This is a genomic window from Flavobacterium sp. GNP002 (assembly GCF_054343795.1).
The window spans coordinates 3105646-3123017 of record NZ_JBTGUW010000001.1; the positions used below are offsets into that span (position 1 = coordinate 3105646).

General features: G+C 32.7%; 15 protein-coding genes. 8 read left to right on the forward strand and 7 right to left on the reverse strand.

All coding sequences use genetic code 11. The annotated features are described in order from the left end of the window. The first annotated feature begins 63 nt into the window (after positions 1-63). The 6 genes from ACXX80_RS13470 (at position 64) to ACXX80_RS13495 (ending at position 9936) form a co-directional block, all read left to right on the forward strand. Positions 64-2766 (forward strand): restriction endonuclease, encoded by a 2703-nt coding sequence (locus ACXX80_RS13470; protein WP_458553636.1) that lies wholly within the window; start codon positions 64-66, stop codon positions 2764-2766. A gap of 69 nt (positions 2767-2835) precedes the next feature. Then, positions 2836-3672: a DNA damage-inducible protein D gene (dinD, locus tag ACXX80_RS13475; RefSeq protein WP_458553637.1), complete on the forward strand. Its 837-nt coding sequence runs from the start codon at positions 2836-2838 to the stop codon at positions 3670-3672. Positions 3673-3676: 4 nt separating this feature from the next. Continuing rightward, positions 3677-5584: a site-specific DNA-methyltransferase gene (locus ACXX80_RS13480; protein ID WP_458553638.1), complete on the forward strand. Its 1908-nt coding sequence runs from the start codon at positions 3677-3679 to the stop codon at positions 5582-5584. A gap of 14 nt (positions 5585-5598) precedes the next feature. Then, positions 5599-6882 (forward strand): hypothetical protein, encoded by a 1284-nt coding sequence (locus tag ACXX80_RS13485; RefSeq protein WP_458553639.1) that lies wholly within the window; start codon positions 5599-5601, stop codon positions 6880-6882. A gap of 354 nt (positions 6883-7236) precedes the next feature. Further along, a complete protein-coding gene (locus ACXX80_RS13490; protein ID WP_458553640.1) occupies positions 7237-8931 on the forward strand; it encodes a GmrSD restriction endonuclease domain-containing protein in 1695 nt (564 codons plus the stop codon). Positions 8932-8985: 54 nt separating this feature from the next. Then, positions 8986-9936 (forward strand): phospholipase D family protein, encoded by a 951-nt coding sequence (locus ACXX80_RS13495; RefSeq protein WP_458553641.1) that lies wholly within the window; start codon positions 8986-8988, stop codon positions 9934-9936. Positions 9937-10069: 133 nt separating this feature from the next. On the opposite strand, the gene ACXX80_RS13500 is transcribed toward ACXX80_RS13495, so the two are convergent. The 3 genes from ACXX80_RS13500 to ACXX80_RS13510 are packed head-to-tail and all read right to left on the reverse strand — an operon-like array spanning position 10070 to position 11512. Further along, positions 10070-10993, reverse strand: coding sequence for a HipA domain-containing protein (locus ACXX80_RS13500; RefSeq protein ID WP_458553642.1), 924 nt, complete (start codon positions 10991-10993; stop codon positions 10070-10072). Further along, positions 10986-11300 carry a HipA N-terminal domain-containing protein gene (locus tag ACXX80_RS13505; protein WP_458553643.1) on the reverse strand — a complete coding sequence of 105 codons (315 nt, stop codon included), beginning with the start codon at positions 11298-11300 and terminating at the stop codon, positions 10986-10988. The genes ACXX80_RS13500 and ACXX80_RS13505 overlap by 8 nt, the downstream gene beginning before the upstream one ends. A gap of 2 nt (positions 11301-11302) precedes the next feature. Continuing rightward, positions 11303-11512, reverse strand: a complete 210-nt coding sequence (locus ACXX80_RS13510; protein ID WP_458553644.1) for a helix-turn-helix transcriptional regulator — start codon at positions 11510-11512, stop codon at positions 11303-11305. A 245-nt stretch (positions 11513-11757) separates the two neighbouring features. On the opposite strand from ACXX80_RS13510, the gene ACXX80_RS13515 reads away from it, so the two are divergent. Next, on the forward strand, positions 11758-12255 hold the full coding sequence (locus tag ACXX80_RS13515; protein WP_458553645.1) for a helix-turn-helix transcriptional regulator: 498 nt from the start codon (positions 11758-11760) through the stop codon (positions 12253-12255). 143 nt (positions 12256-12398) lie between these two features. Further along, positions 12399-12800, forward strand: a complete 402-nt coding sequence (locus ACXX80_RS13520; protein WP_458554104.1) for a nucleotidyl transferase AbiEii/AbiGii toxin family protein — start codon at positions 12399-12401, stop codon at positions 12798-12800. Between the two features lie 787 nt (positions 12801-13587). On the opposite strand, the gene ACXX80_RS13525 is transcribed toward ACXX80_RS13520, so the two are convergent. The 4 genes from ACXX80_RS13525 to ACXX80_RS13540 form a co-directional block, all read right to left on the reverse strand. Next, complete coding sequence (locus ACXX80_RS13525; protein ID WP_458553646.1) at positions 13588-14862, reverse strand: MFS transporter; 1275 nt, start codon at positions 14860-14862, stop codon at positions 13588-13590. 1 nt (position 14863) lies between these two features. Beyond that, on the reverse strand, positions 14864-15529 hold the full coding sequence (locus ACXX80_RS13530; protein ID WP_458553647.1) for a beta/alpha barrel domain-containing protein: 666 nt from the start codon (positions 15527-15529) through the stop codon (positions 14864-14866). Then, entirely contained in the window at positions 15522-16532 is a 1011-nt protein-coding gene (locus ACXX80_RS13535; protein ID WP_458553648.1) for a PfkB family carbohydrate kinase, read from the reverse strand. Before ACXX80_RS13535 ends, ACXX80_RS13530 begins: the two co-directional genes overlap by 8 nt. A gap of 66 nt (positions 16533-16598) precedes the next feature. Next, positions 16599-17369 carry an SDR family NAD(P)-dependent oxidoreductase gene (locus ACXX80_RS13540; RefSeq protein ID WP_458553649.1) on the reverse strand — a complete coding sequence of 257 codons (771 nt, stop codon included), beginning with the start codon at positions 17367-17369 and terminating at the stop codon, positions 16599-16601. Positions 17370-17372 lie beyond the last annotated feature (3 nt).

Sequence of the window (17372 nt, forward strand, 5' to 3'; positions counted from 1 at the left end):
AAATTTGAAAAAAAATTAACTCAATAAAAACTAGATTGCTTGTAAAAGATTGCAAAAATAAAAATGAAACTAAAACTAGAAAACCTTAAATATCAAGACATAGCTGTTCAATCAATAATAAAAGTTTTTGAAGGAACAGAAAAAAACACATTTGATAGTGCTTGTTTTGAAGGTATTCGTTCCAATGTTTCTCGATTATCTATAGAGGAAGTTCAGGAGAATATTAAAAATATTTGCCTAGAAAATGGAATAAATCAAGACGTGGCAAACCTTTCCGCTGAAAATGATATTTGTGTTGAGATGGAAACCGGAACAGGAAAAACACTAGTTTATATCAAAACCATCTATGAACTTTTTAAACATTACGGTTTTACAAAGTTTATAATTCTTGTCCCGTCAGTAGCTATACGACAAAACATAATCGGGACTTTCAAATCATTTGATAAACAACTTTCTGAACTTTATGGATTTACTCCAAATTCTTTTGAATACGACAGTAAAAAACTTCCCAAAGTAACTCAGTTTATTGAAGACCAGCATCCGCAGGTTATGATAATGACTTTGGCTTCTTTTAATTCAGAAGACAAAATTTTAAATCAGGCACAACGCGAAGACTTGTTTAATAATATCCCGTTCATTGAGGCAATAGGCAAAACAAATCCAATCATCATCATGGATGAACCGCAAGAAGGAATGGATACAGATAATTCCATAAAACAAATTGCAAAACTTAATCCTTTAATCAAACTGCGTTATTCTGCAACGCATAAAGTGTTTAAAAACCTCTTGTTTAGATTAACTCCTTTTGATAGTTATAAAGAGGGATTGGTAAAGAAAATTGAAGTACTTACAGTTACCGAAAAGAATGACGAAGCTTCACTTAAAATAGAATTGACCGACATTCAAATTGGTAAAGGAGACCCAAAAGTCAAACTCAAAGCTTGGCATCTTAATAATTCCAGCGGGAAGATTGATTTTAAAAATACGGCTTGGTTAAAGGAAGGAGATAATTTAGGAGACAAAACAAACAATCCAAGTTATTTGAATTATAAAATTTCTCGAATAAATAAAAGCTTAAAAACACAAAAGTGGACTGTGGTTTTTACTAATGGAGCTGAAATTTTAGAAAAACAAATAGCTGGTAGTTTAGAAAATATTTGGGCACTGCAAATAGAATGGTTACTTCACCGACATTTTGCTAAAACACAAAAGCTTTTAGAGAAAAATATAAAATGTTTGTCATTGATCTTTATTGACAGAGTCTCTAATTATGTAGGCGAAACACCTATTATTAAAAACTTATTCGTTCAAAAATATAAAGAAATATATCCTGAATATTATGGAGGAAAAACTCCATCTAGTGAAGAAATTCAGGCAGTTCAAGGGTATTATTTTGCTCAAAAAGCATCTGGAGAATATGCCGATAATGAAGGCGGTGTAAAAGAACAAAGTAAAATTTACGATTTAATTTTAAAAGGAAAAGAAGAACTTTTAACCATTACAAATCCAGTACAATTCGTTTTTTCACATTCTGCTTTAGGTGTGGGTTGGGATAATCCAAATGTCTTTAATATTGCGACTTTAAATAACTCCTATTCCGAAATTAAAAAACGTCAAGAGATTGGACGCGGTTTGCGTATTTGTGTAAACCAAGACGGACAAAGAGTTTATGATGCTTTAAATGTAGCAGAAAGCGATAGAATCAACCAATTAACTGTAATCCCAAATGAAACCTACGAAACATTTGTTACGCAGTATCAAGAAGAAATAAAATCGGTTTATGGTTCTACCAACGCTGGCGCAGGACTGTCACACTCTCATAAAGGGACTCCAACAGATAAAGTAAGTTTCAAGCGCAATACTTCAAGTGAAATCGACCAAGCTTTTAGAAAATATTGGACCGCTTTAGCTCGAAAAACAGAATATACCATGTCTTTTGATGAAGATAATTTGATTGCGGAATCTGCGGCGAGAATTAATAAAATTGAAATACCTGATTTTGTTATTGAAGCATCCAGTTTTTTAATCAATACAATTACAGAAGAAGGTCAAAACGATACTTTTCAAGGTTCAGAAAAGGTAATTCAAAAATCAACGTTTACGCCCTTAGATCTAATTGAGGAAATAAGTGAGAACACAGGAGTCAGCTATAATACTTTATTTAAGATTATTAGTCGTTTAAATAATTTAGATCAAATGATAAAAAACCCACCTCGATTTATTCATGAAACTTCGGTTATTATCCGTGATGTAGAACTTAATGAAATGATTAGAGGCTTAGATTACCAAATTACGGGCGAGAGTTATCCTTTTGATTTTAATGATTTTGTAAAGAATATTTCTAAAGATGGATATGTTGAAACACCATACAAAGGAGTATTTGATAAAATGCTTGTGGATAGTGATGTAGAAAGAGATTTTTCATTAGATGCTGATAAAGATGCAGAAGTAGTTTGTTTTTTAAAATTACCGAGCTGGTACAAAATAAAAACACCTATTGGTAATTATGAGCCAGATTTTGGATTAGTGATGAAGCGAAAAAGTTTAAAAACAGGGAGTGAAAGTGAATTTTATTTTGTGATTGAAACCAAGGGAACAAACGATATTCATGATAAAAAAGCACTTAAAGAAAGTGAAATTTACAAAATACGTTGTGCTATGAAACATTTTCAAAAATTAGGATTAGAAGTACAGTACAAAGCTCCCGTAAAAGAGTTCTCTTATTTTAAAAACGAAGCAGATAAAATTATAAATGCAAAAATGTAATTACTTATCACTTTCCTGACATCAGGAAAGTGATAAGTAATAATAAAAATATTAAGAAAATATCAGATTATGAAAAGCCAAGAAATAATAGAACTTTTTCAACAATTTGAAGCAGTTGCCTCTAAAATTGAAGGTGTTGAATGTTGGAGTGCACGAGAGTTACAAAAATTACTAGGATATAGTAAATGGGAAAATTTTGAAAAAGTAATAAAAAAAGCTAAAGATGCTTGTGCAAATGCAGGTGAGGAAATAAGTAATCACTTTCCTGATGTCGGGAAAGTGATAGAAGCAGGAAAAGGGGCTCAGCACAACATTGATGATATTGCACTAACTCGTTATGCCTGTTATTTAATTGCTCAAAATGGAGACAGTCGAAAAGAGGAAATTGCTTTTGCTCAAAATTATTTTGCTGTTCAAACCCGCAGAGCAGAAGTGATAGAACAAAGATTACTTGAATTTGAACGAGTAAAAGCACGAGAAAAATTAACACAAACCGAAAAGCAATTATCCGGAATATTGTTTGAGCGAGGCGTGGACAATAAGGGATTTGGATTAATTCGTTCTAAAGGAGACCAAGCATTATTTAGATTATCAACTATACAGCTCAAAAAGAAAATGGGCGTTCCTGACAACAGACCAGTTGCCGATTTTTTGCCAACCATTAGTATTAAAGCCAAAGATTTGGCAGCTGAAATGACAGGATTAAATGTTCAAAGCAAAGATTTAAGAGGTCAAAATAGAATTGAAAATGAACATGTAGAAAATAATAAAGCAGTACGAAATATGCTTACTCAAAGAGGAATTGTGCCCGAAACATTACCTCCTGCTGAAGATGTTAAAAAAATACAAAGAAAATTAGATAGTGACGATAAAAAAGTTTTGAAAGAAGCTAAAAAGAAAAAATAGTATCATGGAAACTATCAATGACTATATGCCATTAAGCAACGACTGGAATAAAGAGCGTTTACAAGTATTAAAACAACAATTTCCTGATTGGTTTACCAGTGAAGGAAATCTCAATATTGATGAAGTAAAAAAAGCAATTAATCCTGACACGGTTAACGAGACCGAACGTTACGAATTTCGTTGGTTTGGCAAAAGCCAAGCAAAACGCAACGCTTTTACACCAAGTAATGCTACTTTAGTTTATGATGAAGCCCGCAGTATTAATCCTGAAAACAGCGAAAACCTAATTATAGAAGGCGAAAACCTAGAAGTATTAAAATTATTAAGTGGTAGTTATCGTGAGAAAATAAAATGTATTTATATAGATCCTCCTTACAATACAGGAAAAGATTTTGTTTATAGTGACAATTTTTCCCAAGATAAAAAAGCATATTGGGAAGATGCAGAATTTATTGAAAACGGATTGAAAATTGACACGAATGCAGAAACTGATGGGCGATACCATTCTAATTGGTTAAACATGATGTATAGTCGATTACTTATCGCTAGACAGTTACTTAAAGAAGATGGTGTGATTTTTATTTCTATTGATGATACAGAAGTACACCATTTACGTAAATTATGTGATGAAGTTTTTGGACAAGATAATTTTGTAGCAAATATTATATGGGAGAAAAAATTTGCACCCTCTAACGATGCAAAGTGGTTTTCAGACAATCATGACCACATATTAATCTATGCAAAAAACAAAGAAATATATCGACCAATTCTTTTAGAAAGAACAAAAGAAGCCTTAGCTAGATATAAGAATATTGATAATGATCCCCGTGGTGTTTGGGTTTCGGGAGACATGACGGTTAAAACGTATAGTGAGAAAAATGATTTTGAAATAATAACACCCTCAGGAAAAAAAATAAATCCACCAAAAGGAATTTGCTGGAGATTTTCCAAAGAAAAAATAAATGAATTAGTAGATGATAATAGAGTTTGGTTTGGTGAATCAGGCGATAATGTTCCTAGAATTAAAAGATTTCTAACCGATGTTAAAGATGGTGTAACACCACTAACCATTTGGTATCACAAAGAAGTTGGACATAATCAGGAAGCAACTCAAGAATGCAGAAAACTTTTTAATGGGGAACAGTATTTTGACACACCTAAACCAACGAGACTTATTAAAAGAATAGCTGAACTTTCACTAAATGAAAATGACATAATTTTAGACTTTTTTGGAGGTTCTGGAACTACAGCACATTCCATTTTAGAATTAAATAAAGATGGTAATAAAAATAAATTTATTTTAATTCAAATACCTGAAGCTACCGATGAAAAAAGTGAAGCTTATAAAGCAGGTTATAAAAAAATAAGTGATATCACCATTGAGCGCAACAAAAGAGTAGTTACCAAAATAGAAAATGAAATAGCAGAAAATACTAGAAAAAAAGCAGGAGAATTATCTTTGGAGGAGGAAATAGCTCCAATGACAAATTTAGGTTTCAAAGTATACAAATTGCAAAAATCCAATTTTCCAAGAGTGGAGTTTGCTCCTGATCCAGAATTATCAGATGCTGAAAATTTGGCACAACTAAAAAAATACATTGCTGATAAAGAAAGCCAGTTAGTCAATGCCTTCAATAAGGAAGAACTTATGACCGAGATATTGCTCAAAAATAACTTCTCATTAAATTACAAAACGGAAGTACAATCCCAATTCAAAAAGAACGAGATTATCCTAGCTTTTGATGATGAAAAAGAAACTCTAATTTGTTTAGATGTTAGCATTGATTTCGATACAGTAGATTATTTTAAAACCAATACGGAGCAAAAATTCATTTGTTTAGAAAGAGCTTTAGATACTACTAAAAAATATAATTTGAAGCATTATTTAGGGGATAAATTTAATGCGTTTTAAAAGGTAGATTGAAAATGGGAAAAGAATATATTTACCATAACTTCATTTGGAAAGGAATTTTTGGTAGTATAAATACCAATAAAATTTTTCCTAGATTTAAAAAAGGAAAACAATTTGAAAACGGTTTCTTTGGTATTGCTCACAATTGCGTAGCATTACCTAATTATACTATCAAAAATTCTGAAACTAAACTTTTTTTATCGATTAAGAACATTGGAGACATTTTGGAGTTCAAAAGCATTTGGATTACTACCAAAGTAAAAGGTGCTTTTTTGGAGACCATATTTGAGGAGATAGTAAACCAAAATAAAAAAACAAATGAATATGTAAACTGGAGAGGTTCATTATTTAACGCTTTACTTGAAATTAAAGAGAAAGCCACAGATTTAAAACTTATAAAATCCTCAGAAAACAAAATTGAACTAGATTTCAAAATTCATTTGAGCAAATTACAGGCTCCATTTGAACCAATTGAAATTATTGATCCCAATTTTATAATTGAATTAGGTACTAAAAGTCCTCATGAGGTTTATAAAATTGGTTTAGATTTTTTAGATATTAACAACAATAAATGCATTGGTATTCTAAAAACAATAGTGGAAGAAATACCGTTTGTAGGATTAATTATTGGAATTGCGCATTTCTATGAAGGTAGAGGCGAACTCTCAAACGATTATATTAAAAAAGCAATAAATGAAGTTAATTCTATTGATTTTTCAGATGATTTCACTGGATTATTAGCAGAAATCATTGCGACCAACGAGTTTAATTTAGGCATTTCAAATGATAGAACTATTAGGCTTTTTTTCAATGTACTGGACATAAATCAAAGTCCAACTGCATTAATAAAATTATCGTACCTTATTTTAAGTAATAATATTAAACATTTAAAAGAATTTGCTTTAGAAAATGTTGCAATTGCAATTGAGTATAACTTAAATGATACAAACCAATCCACCAAAATTTCTGGATTTCATATAATATGTTCAATCTTATTATGGAATGATAAATTTAATGAAGCTGAAAAGTATCATCACTTTTTTTTGGAAGAGAATAACGATTTCTTTAAATATTATTTTGAAAATATAGAAGCCTACATATTATTAGCATTGGCTAAAGATAATACCAACTTCATTTCTAATTTAATTTTAGATTTTCCTTACGTAAAAAATAGAGCCTCAAGTTTATTTAATGCCTGGAGTTTTGAGAATTTAGAAATAGAGAATAAAGTATGGGAAACTCAAAATGTCTATAACTATGCTAAAATATTAAATACAAGAAAGATGTACTGCAATTAAAAGATTATTTTTGAATAAATGATATACATCAAATCGACAAAATATGTTTAAGATAAATTTAAAGTTTTTTTCAAAAAAAGTAATAGCTACAACTTAAAGACTTACCAATATGAAATGTTTAACTCAAAAGTACAACTGATTTTAGATTTTGAGCTAGTAACTGTTTTACAGTAAAATGCTTGACTAAAAAAAACAATTCCAACTGTAACAAGTATTATGAATAATATTTAAAATTTTATCTTTCTACTACATATCAGGTCTAGCAAAAAACTTGTAGAGGAATTTTACAAATACATTTTTTATTACATGAGTCAATACCTTTAAAATAACATCCAACAAGTTTCAAATACAAAAATGAGTACATCACTACAAAATATTTCAGTTAAATACACAGACCTTCTGAGTGAAATAGAAACAGGTCAGGTTAAAATACCACAATTTCAGAGGAAGTTTGTTTGGAGCATAAAAGATTCAGCAAAATTATTAGATAGTATTATTAAAGGTTATCCTATTGGAACTTTTATTTATTGGAGAACAAACGAACGATTGAGATCTGTTCGTAATCTTGGTAATATAGTATTGCCAGAACCTAAGCATGGTGAATTTGTAAATTATGTACTAGATGGTCAACAACGTTTAACTTCATTGTATGCTGCTTTAAAAGGAGTTACAATTGGGGAAGACGATGGTAAAACTACCGATTATTCAGAAATCTATATTAATTTATGGGCTGAACAAGAAGAAGATATTGTAACAACCGAAATAGAAAAATGTGGTACCGAAAAAATAATCAAGCTCACCGACTTAATGAAAGGTGGATATGCAATTTTTAAAAATTATCCCGAAGAACTTCATGAAAAATTAGACCATTATAAAAATGTACTTTCTGGTTATACTTTTTCAGTTATCAATCTCAAAAATGCCCAAATAGATGTTGCTACCGAGGTTTTTACAAGGCTAAATGTAGGTGGCAAATCATTATCCCTTTTTGAAATTATGGTTGCTAAAACCTATCATATTTTTGAAAAGAAGAACGATCTTGAAAATAAGGAAGAAATATTTGATTTATCAGTTAAGTACGAAGAACTTTCTGCAGAACTGAGTGCAAGCCACTATGATACAATCCCATCAGCTACGATCCTTCAAGTTATATCCATATTGCTAGAAAAAGACTGTACTAGAAAGACCATCCTAAAATTAGACAAAATGGCTTTTATCAATATTTGGGATGAAGCAGTGAATTGCATAAAAAGTAGCATTGATTTCTTTAGAAGTTACGGAATTGTTGTTGGTAGGATATTACCCTATAATGCTCTTTTAGTACCGTTTAGCTATTTTTACTTTCAACACAAAAATAATCCTAGTGGGATTATGAAAAAGAGATTAGAAGATTTCTTTTGGAGAGCCTCATTAGGTTTTAGATATTCATCCGGAGTTGAAGGTAAATTAGTTCAGGATATTGCAAAAATTGATAAAATTATCGGTAATGAATTACCAAAATATGAATGGGCAGTTATTGTAAATAAAGAATTTGTTGAGGCAAATGGCTGGTTTAGCACAGGTAAATCTTTTACTAAAGCAATTTTATGTTTGTATGCAAAACAAAAACCAAAATCATTTGATAATAACCTAGATGTGATAATTGATAATAGTTGGCTAAAAATTGCTACTAGTAAAAATTATCATCATTTTTTCCCTAAATCTTGGTTAGCAAAAAACAGAAAAGATTTAGAGTATTATTATGTAAATCATATAGTCAATATTACAATTGTAGATGGATATTTAAATAAAAATGTAATAAAAGCAAAGAGCCCTGCTACATACATGAAATCATTTAATTCCAAAAATGAAGAATTAGAAGAGACTATGAAAACGCACTTTATAGATATAAATAATGATGGAATTTGGAATAACGAATATGATACTTTTTATGAAAATAGATTGGAAAGAATTACAGCGGAGTTAAATTCATTCATTATTCCTCAGGACACATCAAATGTAGAACTTGAAATATATGAAGACTTGGAAGAATCAATCCTAGAATCTTAAGAGTAGGATTAAAATACAGTTTCACAGAAATTAAAATAATAAACTATTACTAAAATGTCCGAATTCATTACCGAACAACAACTAGATGACAAGCTAACTGACATCATCTGGAATGCAAAAAAAGAGCTTATCATCCTCTCCCCTTTTATTAGGCTTGATGATTATTGTAAAAGTATATTTAAAAAACTGAAAAATAATCCTGAACTCGAGATCATTCTTGTTTTTGGTAAAAATGAGGCAGAAACTCAACGCAGTTTAACGCCAGCTGATTTAGATCTCTTTAAGGAGTTTAGCAACATTGCTATTATTTATTGTAAAAATTTACATGCTAAGTACTTTGCTAATGAAAATGAAGCTTTATTAACCTCATTAAATTTATTAGGCAAGTCAATGACTGAAAATATTGAGTATGGTATCTATTTTCAAAACTCGAAATTAAGTCTAGACAAATTATATTCTGATTCGATTGCTTACACTAATAGAGTGATTGTTGAAAACCCATGTGTGTTTTTAAAACGTCCAGTATTTAAAAAAACAAATCTAGGATTGACCAAAAAGTATGTAGAATCAAAAATTCTATATGATGTGACAGAAAATCTATATCGAAATAGCTCTTTCAATAAAAAATATTACAATGACTTTGAAAATGTAATTTTAGATTCAGATGTAAAACCCACGAGAGAAGAATTTATTCCTGAGAGTAATAACATTTCCAATAATCAACCAGTCAAATCAAACAACAGATTTCATCAAGTAGAAAGTTTTGACGAGACAGATAAAAACGCTTCAAATTATTCAAATTACAGAAGTAATAAACATCAAGAGTTTGGCTATTGTATCAGAACTGGTCAACAAATTCCTTTTGACGTTAAACGTCCTTATAGTCTGGAAGCTTACCGCTCATGGGCTATGTTTGAAAACTGGAATTATAAAGAACGTTATTGCCATAAAACAGGTAGAGAATCAAATGGAGGAACGTCAATGGCAAAACCGATTTTATATTAGTAATAAAAATGTAGTTTAATCAATAATATCTAATTTTTATGATAATCGCATAGTAGATTATAATAGGCAAAAATATATATTGTAAGACTTGCGGTAAAAAATCAACTTAATCACCGCGTTTTTGCGGTGGTTATTAAAACATCCCTACTCTACTTTCCAACAACTCAAAATACTTCTCTTTCATATCATCTGAAAGAAAAGAAATTTCAAGCAGCTCCTTCCATTCAGAAGTTGCTTTTTTCATTTGTTCTAGAATACTTGCTATAGTTTTTTCATTGAGTTGTAATCTTTCCTTGCCGTAGTAAGCTATGAAATCAGTTGCTTTTAAATTACTTTTTTTTCCCTTTAAGGTAAGTGCAATTTCCTCTACTGGATTTTTAATAGCTATGGTAGAATTTAGAAAGTCGTAAATTGGTGCTAGTGAGGTTTTGTTATTTTTGGTAATTAGCGAAAAATTTTTCAAATGCATGTCTTCATTTCCAGTTACATAACAAAAAAGAATTCTTTTAAAAAAATCAGCTTTCTCAATTGCGGGAAATGAACAGTACTCGTCAATTACAGGAATCAATTTTTCCATCGTAAAACGATACTTTGTGTCTCTTGTATTCCCTGTCAATTGCGCAAAATCTTCTGTTGCGAACTTTCTTCCCTTCCCATAACGATCAAAACGTTTAATGAAATAAGACAAACTACCATCTTTACCATATAGCATCCCGTGAAATGGCACTTCTAAACCAAATACTTTTGCCATTCGCATAGTTACATCTTCATTTTCTGGCAATTGAGGGAATAAATCATTTTGAGGCTTTATAATGTAAGTTCCAAATTGGTCCACAATTTTAAATTCTTGATCCACTATTGAAATAGCAGCACTAAGCTTTGGTTGTACACCCTGAATGGATAGCTTTTTAGCTCTATTTGCGGCTTCCTGACGAAGCTCAACAGCCGTATAGGGTAAATCATTTAAATATGTAAATTTAGGAGCTATCATTCGAAGTCCTTTTTCACTGTACTTATCCATACCGCACAATTCATATGTAATAGGACATCTATTCATCTTTCATCAATTTAACCGTTACTGAACCTACTAAATCATTGCCGGTTGCAATCAGTTGAGAGAAATAATCTTTCTTATCAATTTTCACAATTCGTAGTAATCCCTCTAACATAACACCTTCAGGCAATAGCCCTTCAAAAAACGGTGGAAAGAATGTATAACTATATTTTTTCTGAGTTATGGGCATGGTCAACGAAACCGCTTCACCATCATAATTTTCATCATACTCAAAATGGTAGTCGTTAGCAGCAATCTCCGTTAAAATTCCAGCTCTTTTTCCGTGTGCGAATACAATTGCTCTTCTCATAATTATTTATTTAAAGGACTTTTGAATTCTACTTTAATATTTAGCACTCGGAGTACTGCAAAAAGATTGTTCAAACGAACTGTTTCTTTATTTTTTTCAATATCAAAAACAGTGGTCTTACCTACTCCAGCTAAGTCCGCTAGTTCAAGTTGTGTCAATCCTGCTTTTTTTCGATGGTCTTTAATGAAAGTACCTAAATCAAAATCATTCATTTTATACTGTTTTAACGGTAAAAATAAACAATTTAGATATTACAAAACATTTATTTAATATAAATAGCCCTATATTACTGTTATAGCAGTAAATAAATCGGTAAAAGATGATTTTACAATTTAAAAATTAAAAAAAAGAACACAAAAACTGCTATAACGGTAATTATCACCGCAAATATGCGGTGATTAAAAACAATTACCACCGCATCGATCTCCGTATAAACAAAAATGTTTACATTTGTACTATGGATACATTAATCGAAAAATATAAAGGCATACATCCTGGAATAGTATTGGAACGCTTACTTAACAAAAAAGCGATTTCACAGCGTCCTTTTGCTATTTCTATTGGGGAGCATCCACAAACTATAAACGCAATAACAAAAGGAAGAAGGAAACTCAATGTAGCACTGGCATTGAAAATTGAAGAAAAGCTAAGTTTAGAGGAAGGCTCACTAGCTTTGCTACAAACCTATTTTGATATTCAGGAACAAAAAAGTAAAACAAAACAAGAAACTCCAAACTTAAACCTTTTAAGAAAGGTGTTGTTTTGGGATACAGATATAACTAAAATTGATTGGCAGAAACAAAGTGCAGCGGTAATTCTTAGAATATTCGAACGAGGAAATGATATTGAAAAAGAAGAAATAAAACGTTTTTATAAAAGTGAACTTATTAGGTCTACACTTGAGCAAAATACTCGTAAACCCTATACTGTTTATAAAAATAAAGAACAAGCGTAATGTTATACTATTCCACTGTAAATAAATTGCTTAAAGAAAGTTTGATTCAATTAATGCAATCAAAAATTTTTGATAATTTTAGACTTGTAGGCGGTACAGCATTGAGTTAACAAATAGGTCATAGAGAATCTATCGATATTGATCTGTTTAGTGATGCTGACTACGGATCATTAGATTTTAGAGTCATAGAAATTTATCTAAAAGATAACTTTCAATATGTAGATTTTTTAGACACCATTCCAGCAATGGGGAAAAGTTATAGTATTGGAGAAAATAAAGAAAATACCGTAAAACTCGATTTGTATTACACAGACGATTATATCCAACCCGCTATAGAAGTTGATGGTATCAGAATGGCAACTATTGAAGAAATTATCGCCATGAAGTTAAAAGTTATTCAAGGAGGAGGGAGAAAAAAAGACTTTTGGGATCTACATGAATTACTTCGGTCTCATGATTTAAGCCAAATGTTAGATTTACACGAGCAAAGATATCCTTATTCACATGACAAAGATTTAATAATTAAAAAACTTTACATCCTTTGAACAAGCTGATGAAGATTTTAATCCAATTTGCTTTAAAGGAAAGTATTGGGAGTTTATAAAGGAGGATTTTGAAGAAATTATTATCCAATTTAAATAGCTACAATTTCTTTTACTGTCTTTACAAATGAGTATTCTTCTATTTTAAGTACTCTTTTTGTACACCTCTACCCTGCTAAAGCCTTACAAATACTGATAAATTAGATATTGTATTGGAAAGTAAGTTCAATGGCGATTTCAATTTGAACTAACAAGAAAGAATAATTTAGGCAATAGTAACCAATCCTTAAAGTTTAATTTTCTTCATCATCGTCAAAATCAAAAAAATATTTCGGATTAAAAGGAATATCATCATCGGGGTCTTTGTCATGGGCAGAAACTCCCGATGGATTGAATAATCCTCATTCATCTTTGATATAATTCCACATGTCAAAACCCGTCACCCACTCAATGAATAGCAAACGGAATTCATCAATTTCTTTACGCAATAATATGATGTAGTCTTTGTCTGTGACACCTTCCTCAAAACGCAAACTTCCGGCCTGAACTTATAATTCACGTGCAGCTTATCTAATGCATAAGCGGCATTATTCGTGTATCATCTAATCTAGACATATTCTATATCTCGGATCTTTTTTAATCGACACTTTCAATAGTTCTGTTCACTTTTTTAGTCTTTTTCCTTTAAACAAATTTCGACTCAAGGGCATTAACCCAAATTCCATTCTTTTTATAAAAACTATGCCAAGATATGACGTTTATCACTTATATTTTGCTATTCCCTAAGAGGTTAGCTATTTTTTTTATTGGTTAAAAAATGCATGATTAGCCAGGCCAATAAATAGGCGGAACCACACATAATAAATATAATATTGTAACCAGCAGTTATATTACCCAAAAGCTTAAAATGATCTAAAATCATACCGATGGCTAAAGGAAAAAGGATGCCGCCAACGGAGCCTGCCATGCCGCCGATACCTACTACTGAGCTGATGTCCTTTTTTGGGAAATAATCTGACACTGTCGTGAAAATATTGGCGCTCCAAGCTTGATGGGCTGCCGCTGCCAAACTGATTAATCCCACTGCAACCCAGATATTTTGGGTAAACTGTGCCAGCATGATAGGCAATACGCAAATGGCAATGATAAACATGGTCGTTTTACGGGCTCTTTGTACATTCCATCCTTTTTTGATTAAATAGGAAGATAAAAAACCACCTCCTATACTGCCAATAGTTGTGGCAGTATAAACTAAAACTAAAGGTAAACTGGGTTTTTTTAAATCAAGATTAAAAGTTTCGGCAAAATAAGAAGGCAGCCAAAACAGGAAAAACCACCAAACAGGATCGGTTAAAAGCTTGCCAAAAATGAATGCCCAGGTTTGTTTTATTTTAAATAATGTAATCCATTTAACCGGAGCTTCCGTTTCCAAGACTACTTCATTATCGCTGTGAATATAATCGAATTCTTCTTTGGATATTTTTTTTTGTCTTGCAGGAGTTTCATAATATTTCCACCAAAAAATTAACCAAATAAAACCAATGGCACCAGTGATGACAAAAGCTTCTTGCCAGCCGTAAGCACCTAAAATTGCGGGAACCATGATGGGAGCAACAACGGCACCCACATTGGCACCCGAATTGAAAATTCCGGTAGCCAGCGCACGTTCTTTTTTAGGAAACCATTCCGCTACCGATTTTATTGCAGCCGGAAAGTTACCAGCTTCCGCCAAACCTAACCCTACCCTGGCCAAGCCAAAACCAAAGGTACTTTTGGCAAATGCATGTGCAACGGCGGCAATGCTCCAAAAGAAGACGGATACTGAATAACCCAGCTTAGTTCCAATTTTATCAATCCATCGTCCGAAACCCAAAAGGCCAATGGCATAGGCTGCCGAAAAAGCCATCACAATATTGCTATAATCCGTTTCTGTCCAATTGAATTCTTTTTCCAATGTAGGTTTTAGTAAACCAATCACTTGCCTGTCGATATAATTAATGGTAGTTCCGAAAAACAATAAGGCCAGTATGCCATATCGAACTCTTTTTTCTGAAGATATATTCATTTTAGGATTGTTTACAAGATTGAATTAGAATAGTAGCCTTTGTTATATAATCGGAGAGGACTTCAAAATTGCCTTCTTCGATTAGGTTGGTTTGCAGCAGTTTGCTGCCCATACCTACAGCCGATACACCGGCTCCAAACCAAGCTTTCAAGTTTTGTTCTTCAGGCTCCACCCCACCGGTAGGCATAAATAGGAGTTCGGGAAAAATATCTTTTATGGATTGAATATAAGAAGGCCCCACTAAATTGCCTGGAAATATCTTTACCAATGTGGCTCCCAAAGTTTGAGCTTGGTGAATCTCTGTAGGGGTTAAACAGCCTGGAATCCAAGCTAAGTTTTGTCCCAGAACAATTTTAGCCACTTCAAGAGAAACAATTGGGCTCACGATAAAATCAGCTCCTAAATTCAAGAATTCTTGTGCAGTTTCAGCAGTTTTTATGGTGCCAATGCCTAATAATAAATCGGGCATTTCCTGTTCAGCTACAGTCTTGAGCGCTTTAAAATTGCTCAAAGCATTTTCTCCGCGATTCGTATATTCGAGTATGCGGACACCTGATCGATACAAAGCCCGTAATATGTTAATGCTTACGTCTTTATTTTCATGGTAGTACAAAGGCAACAAGCCCGACTGTATGATTTGCTGTATGACACGTTCTTTTTTATTCATCTTGCTGTATTAACTGTTCGATTTCTTCTGCTTCAGATGTGGTAGCATCTCCTTTTATAAATAATTTTTGATAGGCAGCCCTTGCCGCAAATTCAACTATTTGTTGCGGTACTTGTTTATGTAGTATTCCATAAATAAGCCCGGCCATAAAACAATCTCCTGTTCCCACTTTGTCGATTGTTTTTGTTGCAAATAAAGTTTTGCTCTTATAGATATTTCCTTTTTGGTATAAAGCCGCAAAATACTTTACGGATTCTTGATCATTAAAGCGAAAGGTATTTGCAACGGTATTGCAATTGGGATATTTCGCCAAAATTTCTTTGGAGGTATTATTGGCTTGTTCCACTAAATCTGATTCGCTTCCCGACCCTATTAATTTTGGATTAATTGCGATGCCTAACATTTTTTCGGCGGCCCAAATGTTACCCATAATTACTTGGGCATACCTAGCCAGTTTAGGAATTACATCTATAGGCTCCACACCATATCTCCATAGTTTTTCCCTGTAATTTAAATCCAAGGAAATGGTGATTCCTTTTTTTGTGGCCACAATCAACGCTTCTTCGCAAAGTGTCGCGATATTTGCATTTAGCGCTGGCGATATGGCGGTGAAATGAAACCAAGAGATGCCTTCAAAAACTTCTTCCCAGTTGATGCTTGAGGGTTTTAATTCGAAAAACGAGGAATGTTTGCGATCGTAAATCACGCCTGCATTTTTAACATCGGTACCTTGATTGAGGTAATAGGCGCCAATGCGTTCACCTGACTTAATAATAGTATTGATTTCAATACCCATTTGCTGATAATATGCAATAATGGTATCCGACAAGAAATAATCGGGCATAGCAGTACAATAAGCAACAGGGATTTTCCATTTGGCCAAAGCCAAGGCAACATTGCTTTCCGCGCCTCCTATATAGGCAGCCAAATTCGGTTGTTGTGGGAAGTTTTCCCCCATACTATATCTCAAAAGGATTTCCCCAAAACAAAGTACTTTACCCATAATTAAAACAAAATATTTTTTAGTGATGAAACGTTAAAAATTGCTTTTAATAATTGAATCGGTTGTTTACCTTCCCATCCATCCGCCATCTACGGTCAATAAAGTACCGTGCACATAGTCGGCTGCTTTTGAGGATAGAAAAACGACAGGGCCTTTGAAATCTTCCGGTTCTCCCCAGCGATTGGCAGGAATACGTTCTAAAATGGAACGGCTTCGGTTTTCATCGGCACGTAGGGCTGTGGTATTATCGGTAGAAATATAGCCAGGTACAATTGCGTTTACATTAACGCCTTTGGCTGCCCATTCGTTGGCGAAAGCTTTTGTCAATTGGGCAACAGCGCCCTTACTTGCGGCATAACCAGGGACGGTAATTCCACCTTGAAAGGAAAGTAATGAAGCGGTAAATATGATTTTTCCCTGTTCCCTTTTTAGCATTTCCTTGCCAATTTCCCGCGTAAGAATAAAAGGAGCGGTTTGATTTACGGCTATAACTTCATCCCAATATTCATCAGGATGTTCGGCAATAGGTTTACGTAAAATGGTTCCTGCATTGTTTACCAGAATATCTATTTGAGGATGGTCTTCTTTTACTTTTTTAATGAAGGTATATAATGCTTCCCGATTGGAAAAATCACATTGATAAGCGTAAAATTTTCTTCCGCTAGCCAATACTTCTTGTTCTACCTCACTACTGGCTGCTTCTAAACTGGCCGAAACGCCAATAATATCTGCGCCAGCTTCAGCCAGCGCCAGCGCCATTGCTTTTCCAATTCCTCTTTTGCAACCGGTTACTAAGGCTAATTTGCCGTTTAATTGAAACATATCTAGGGTTTTCATTTT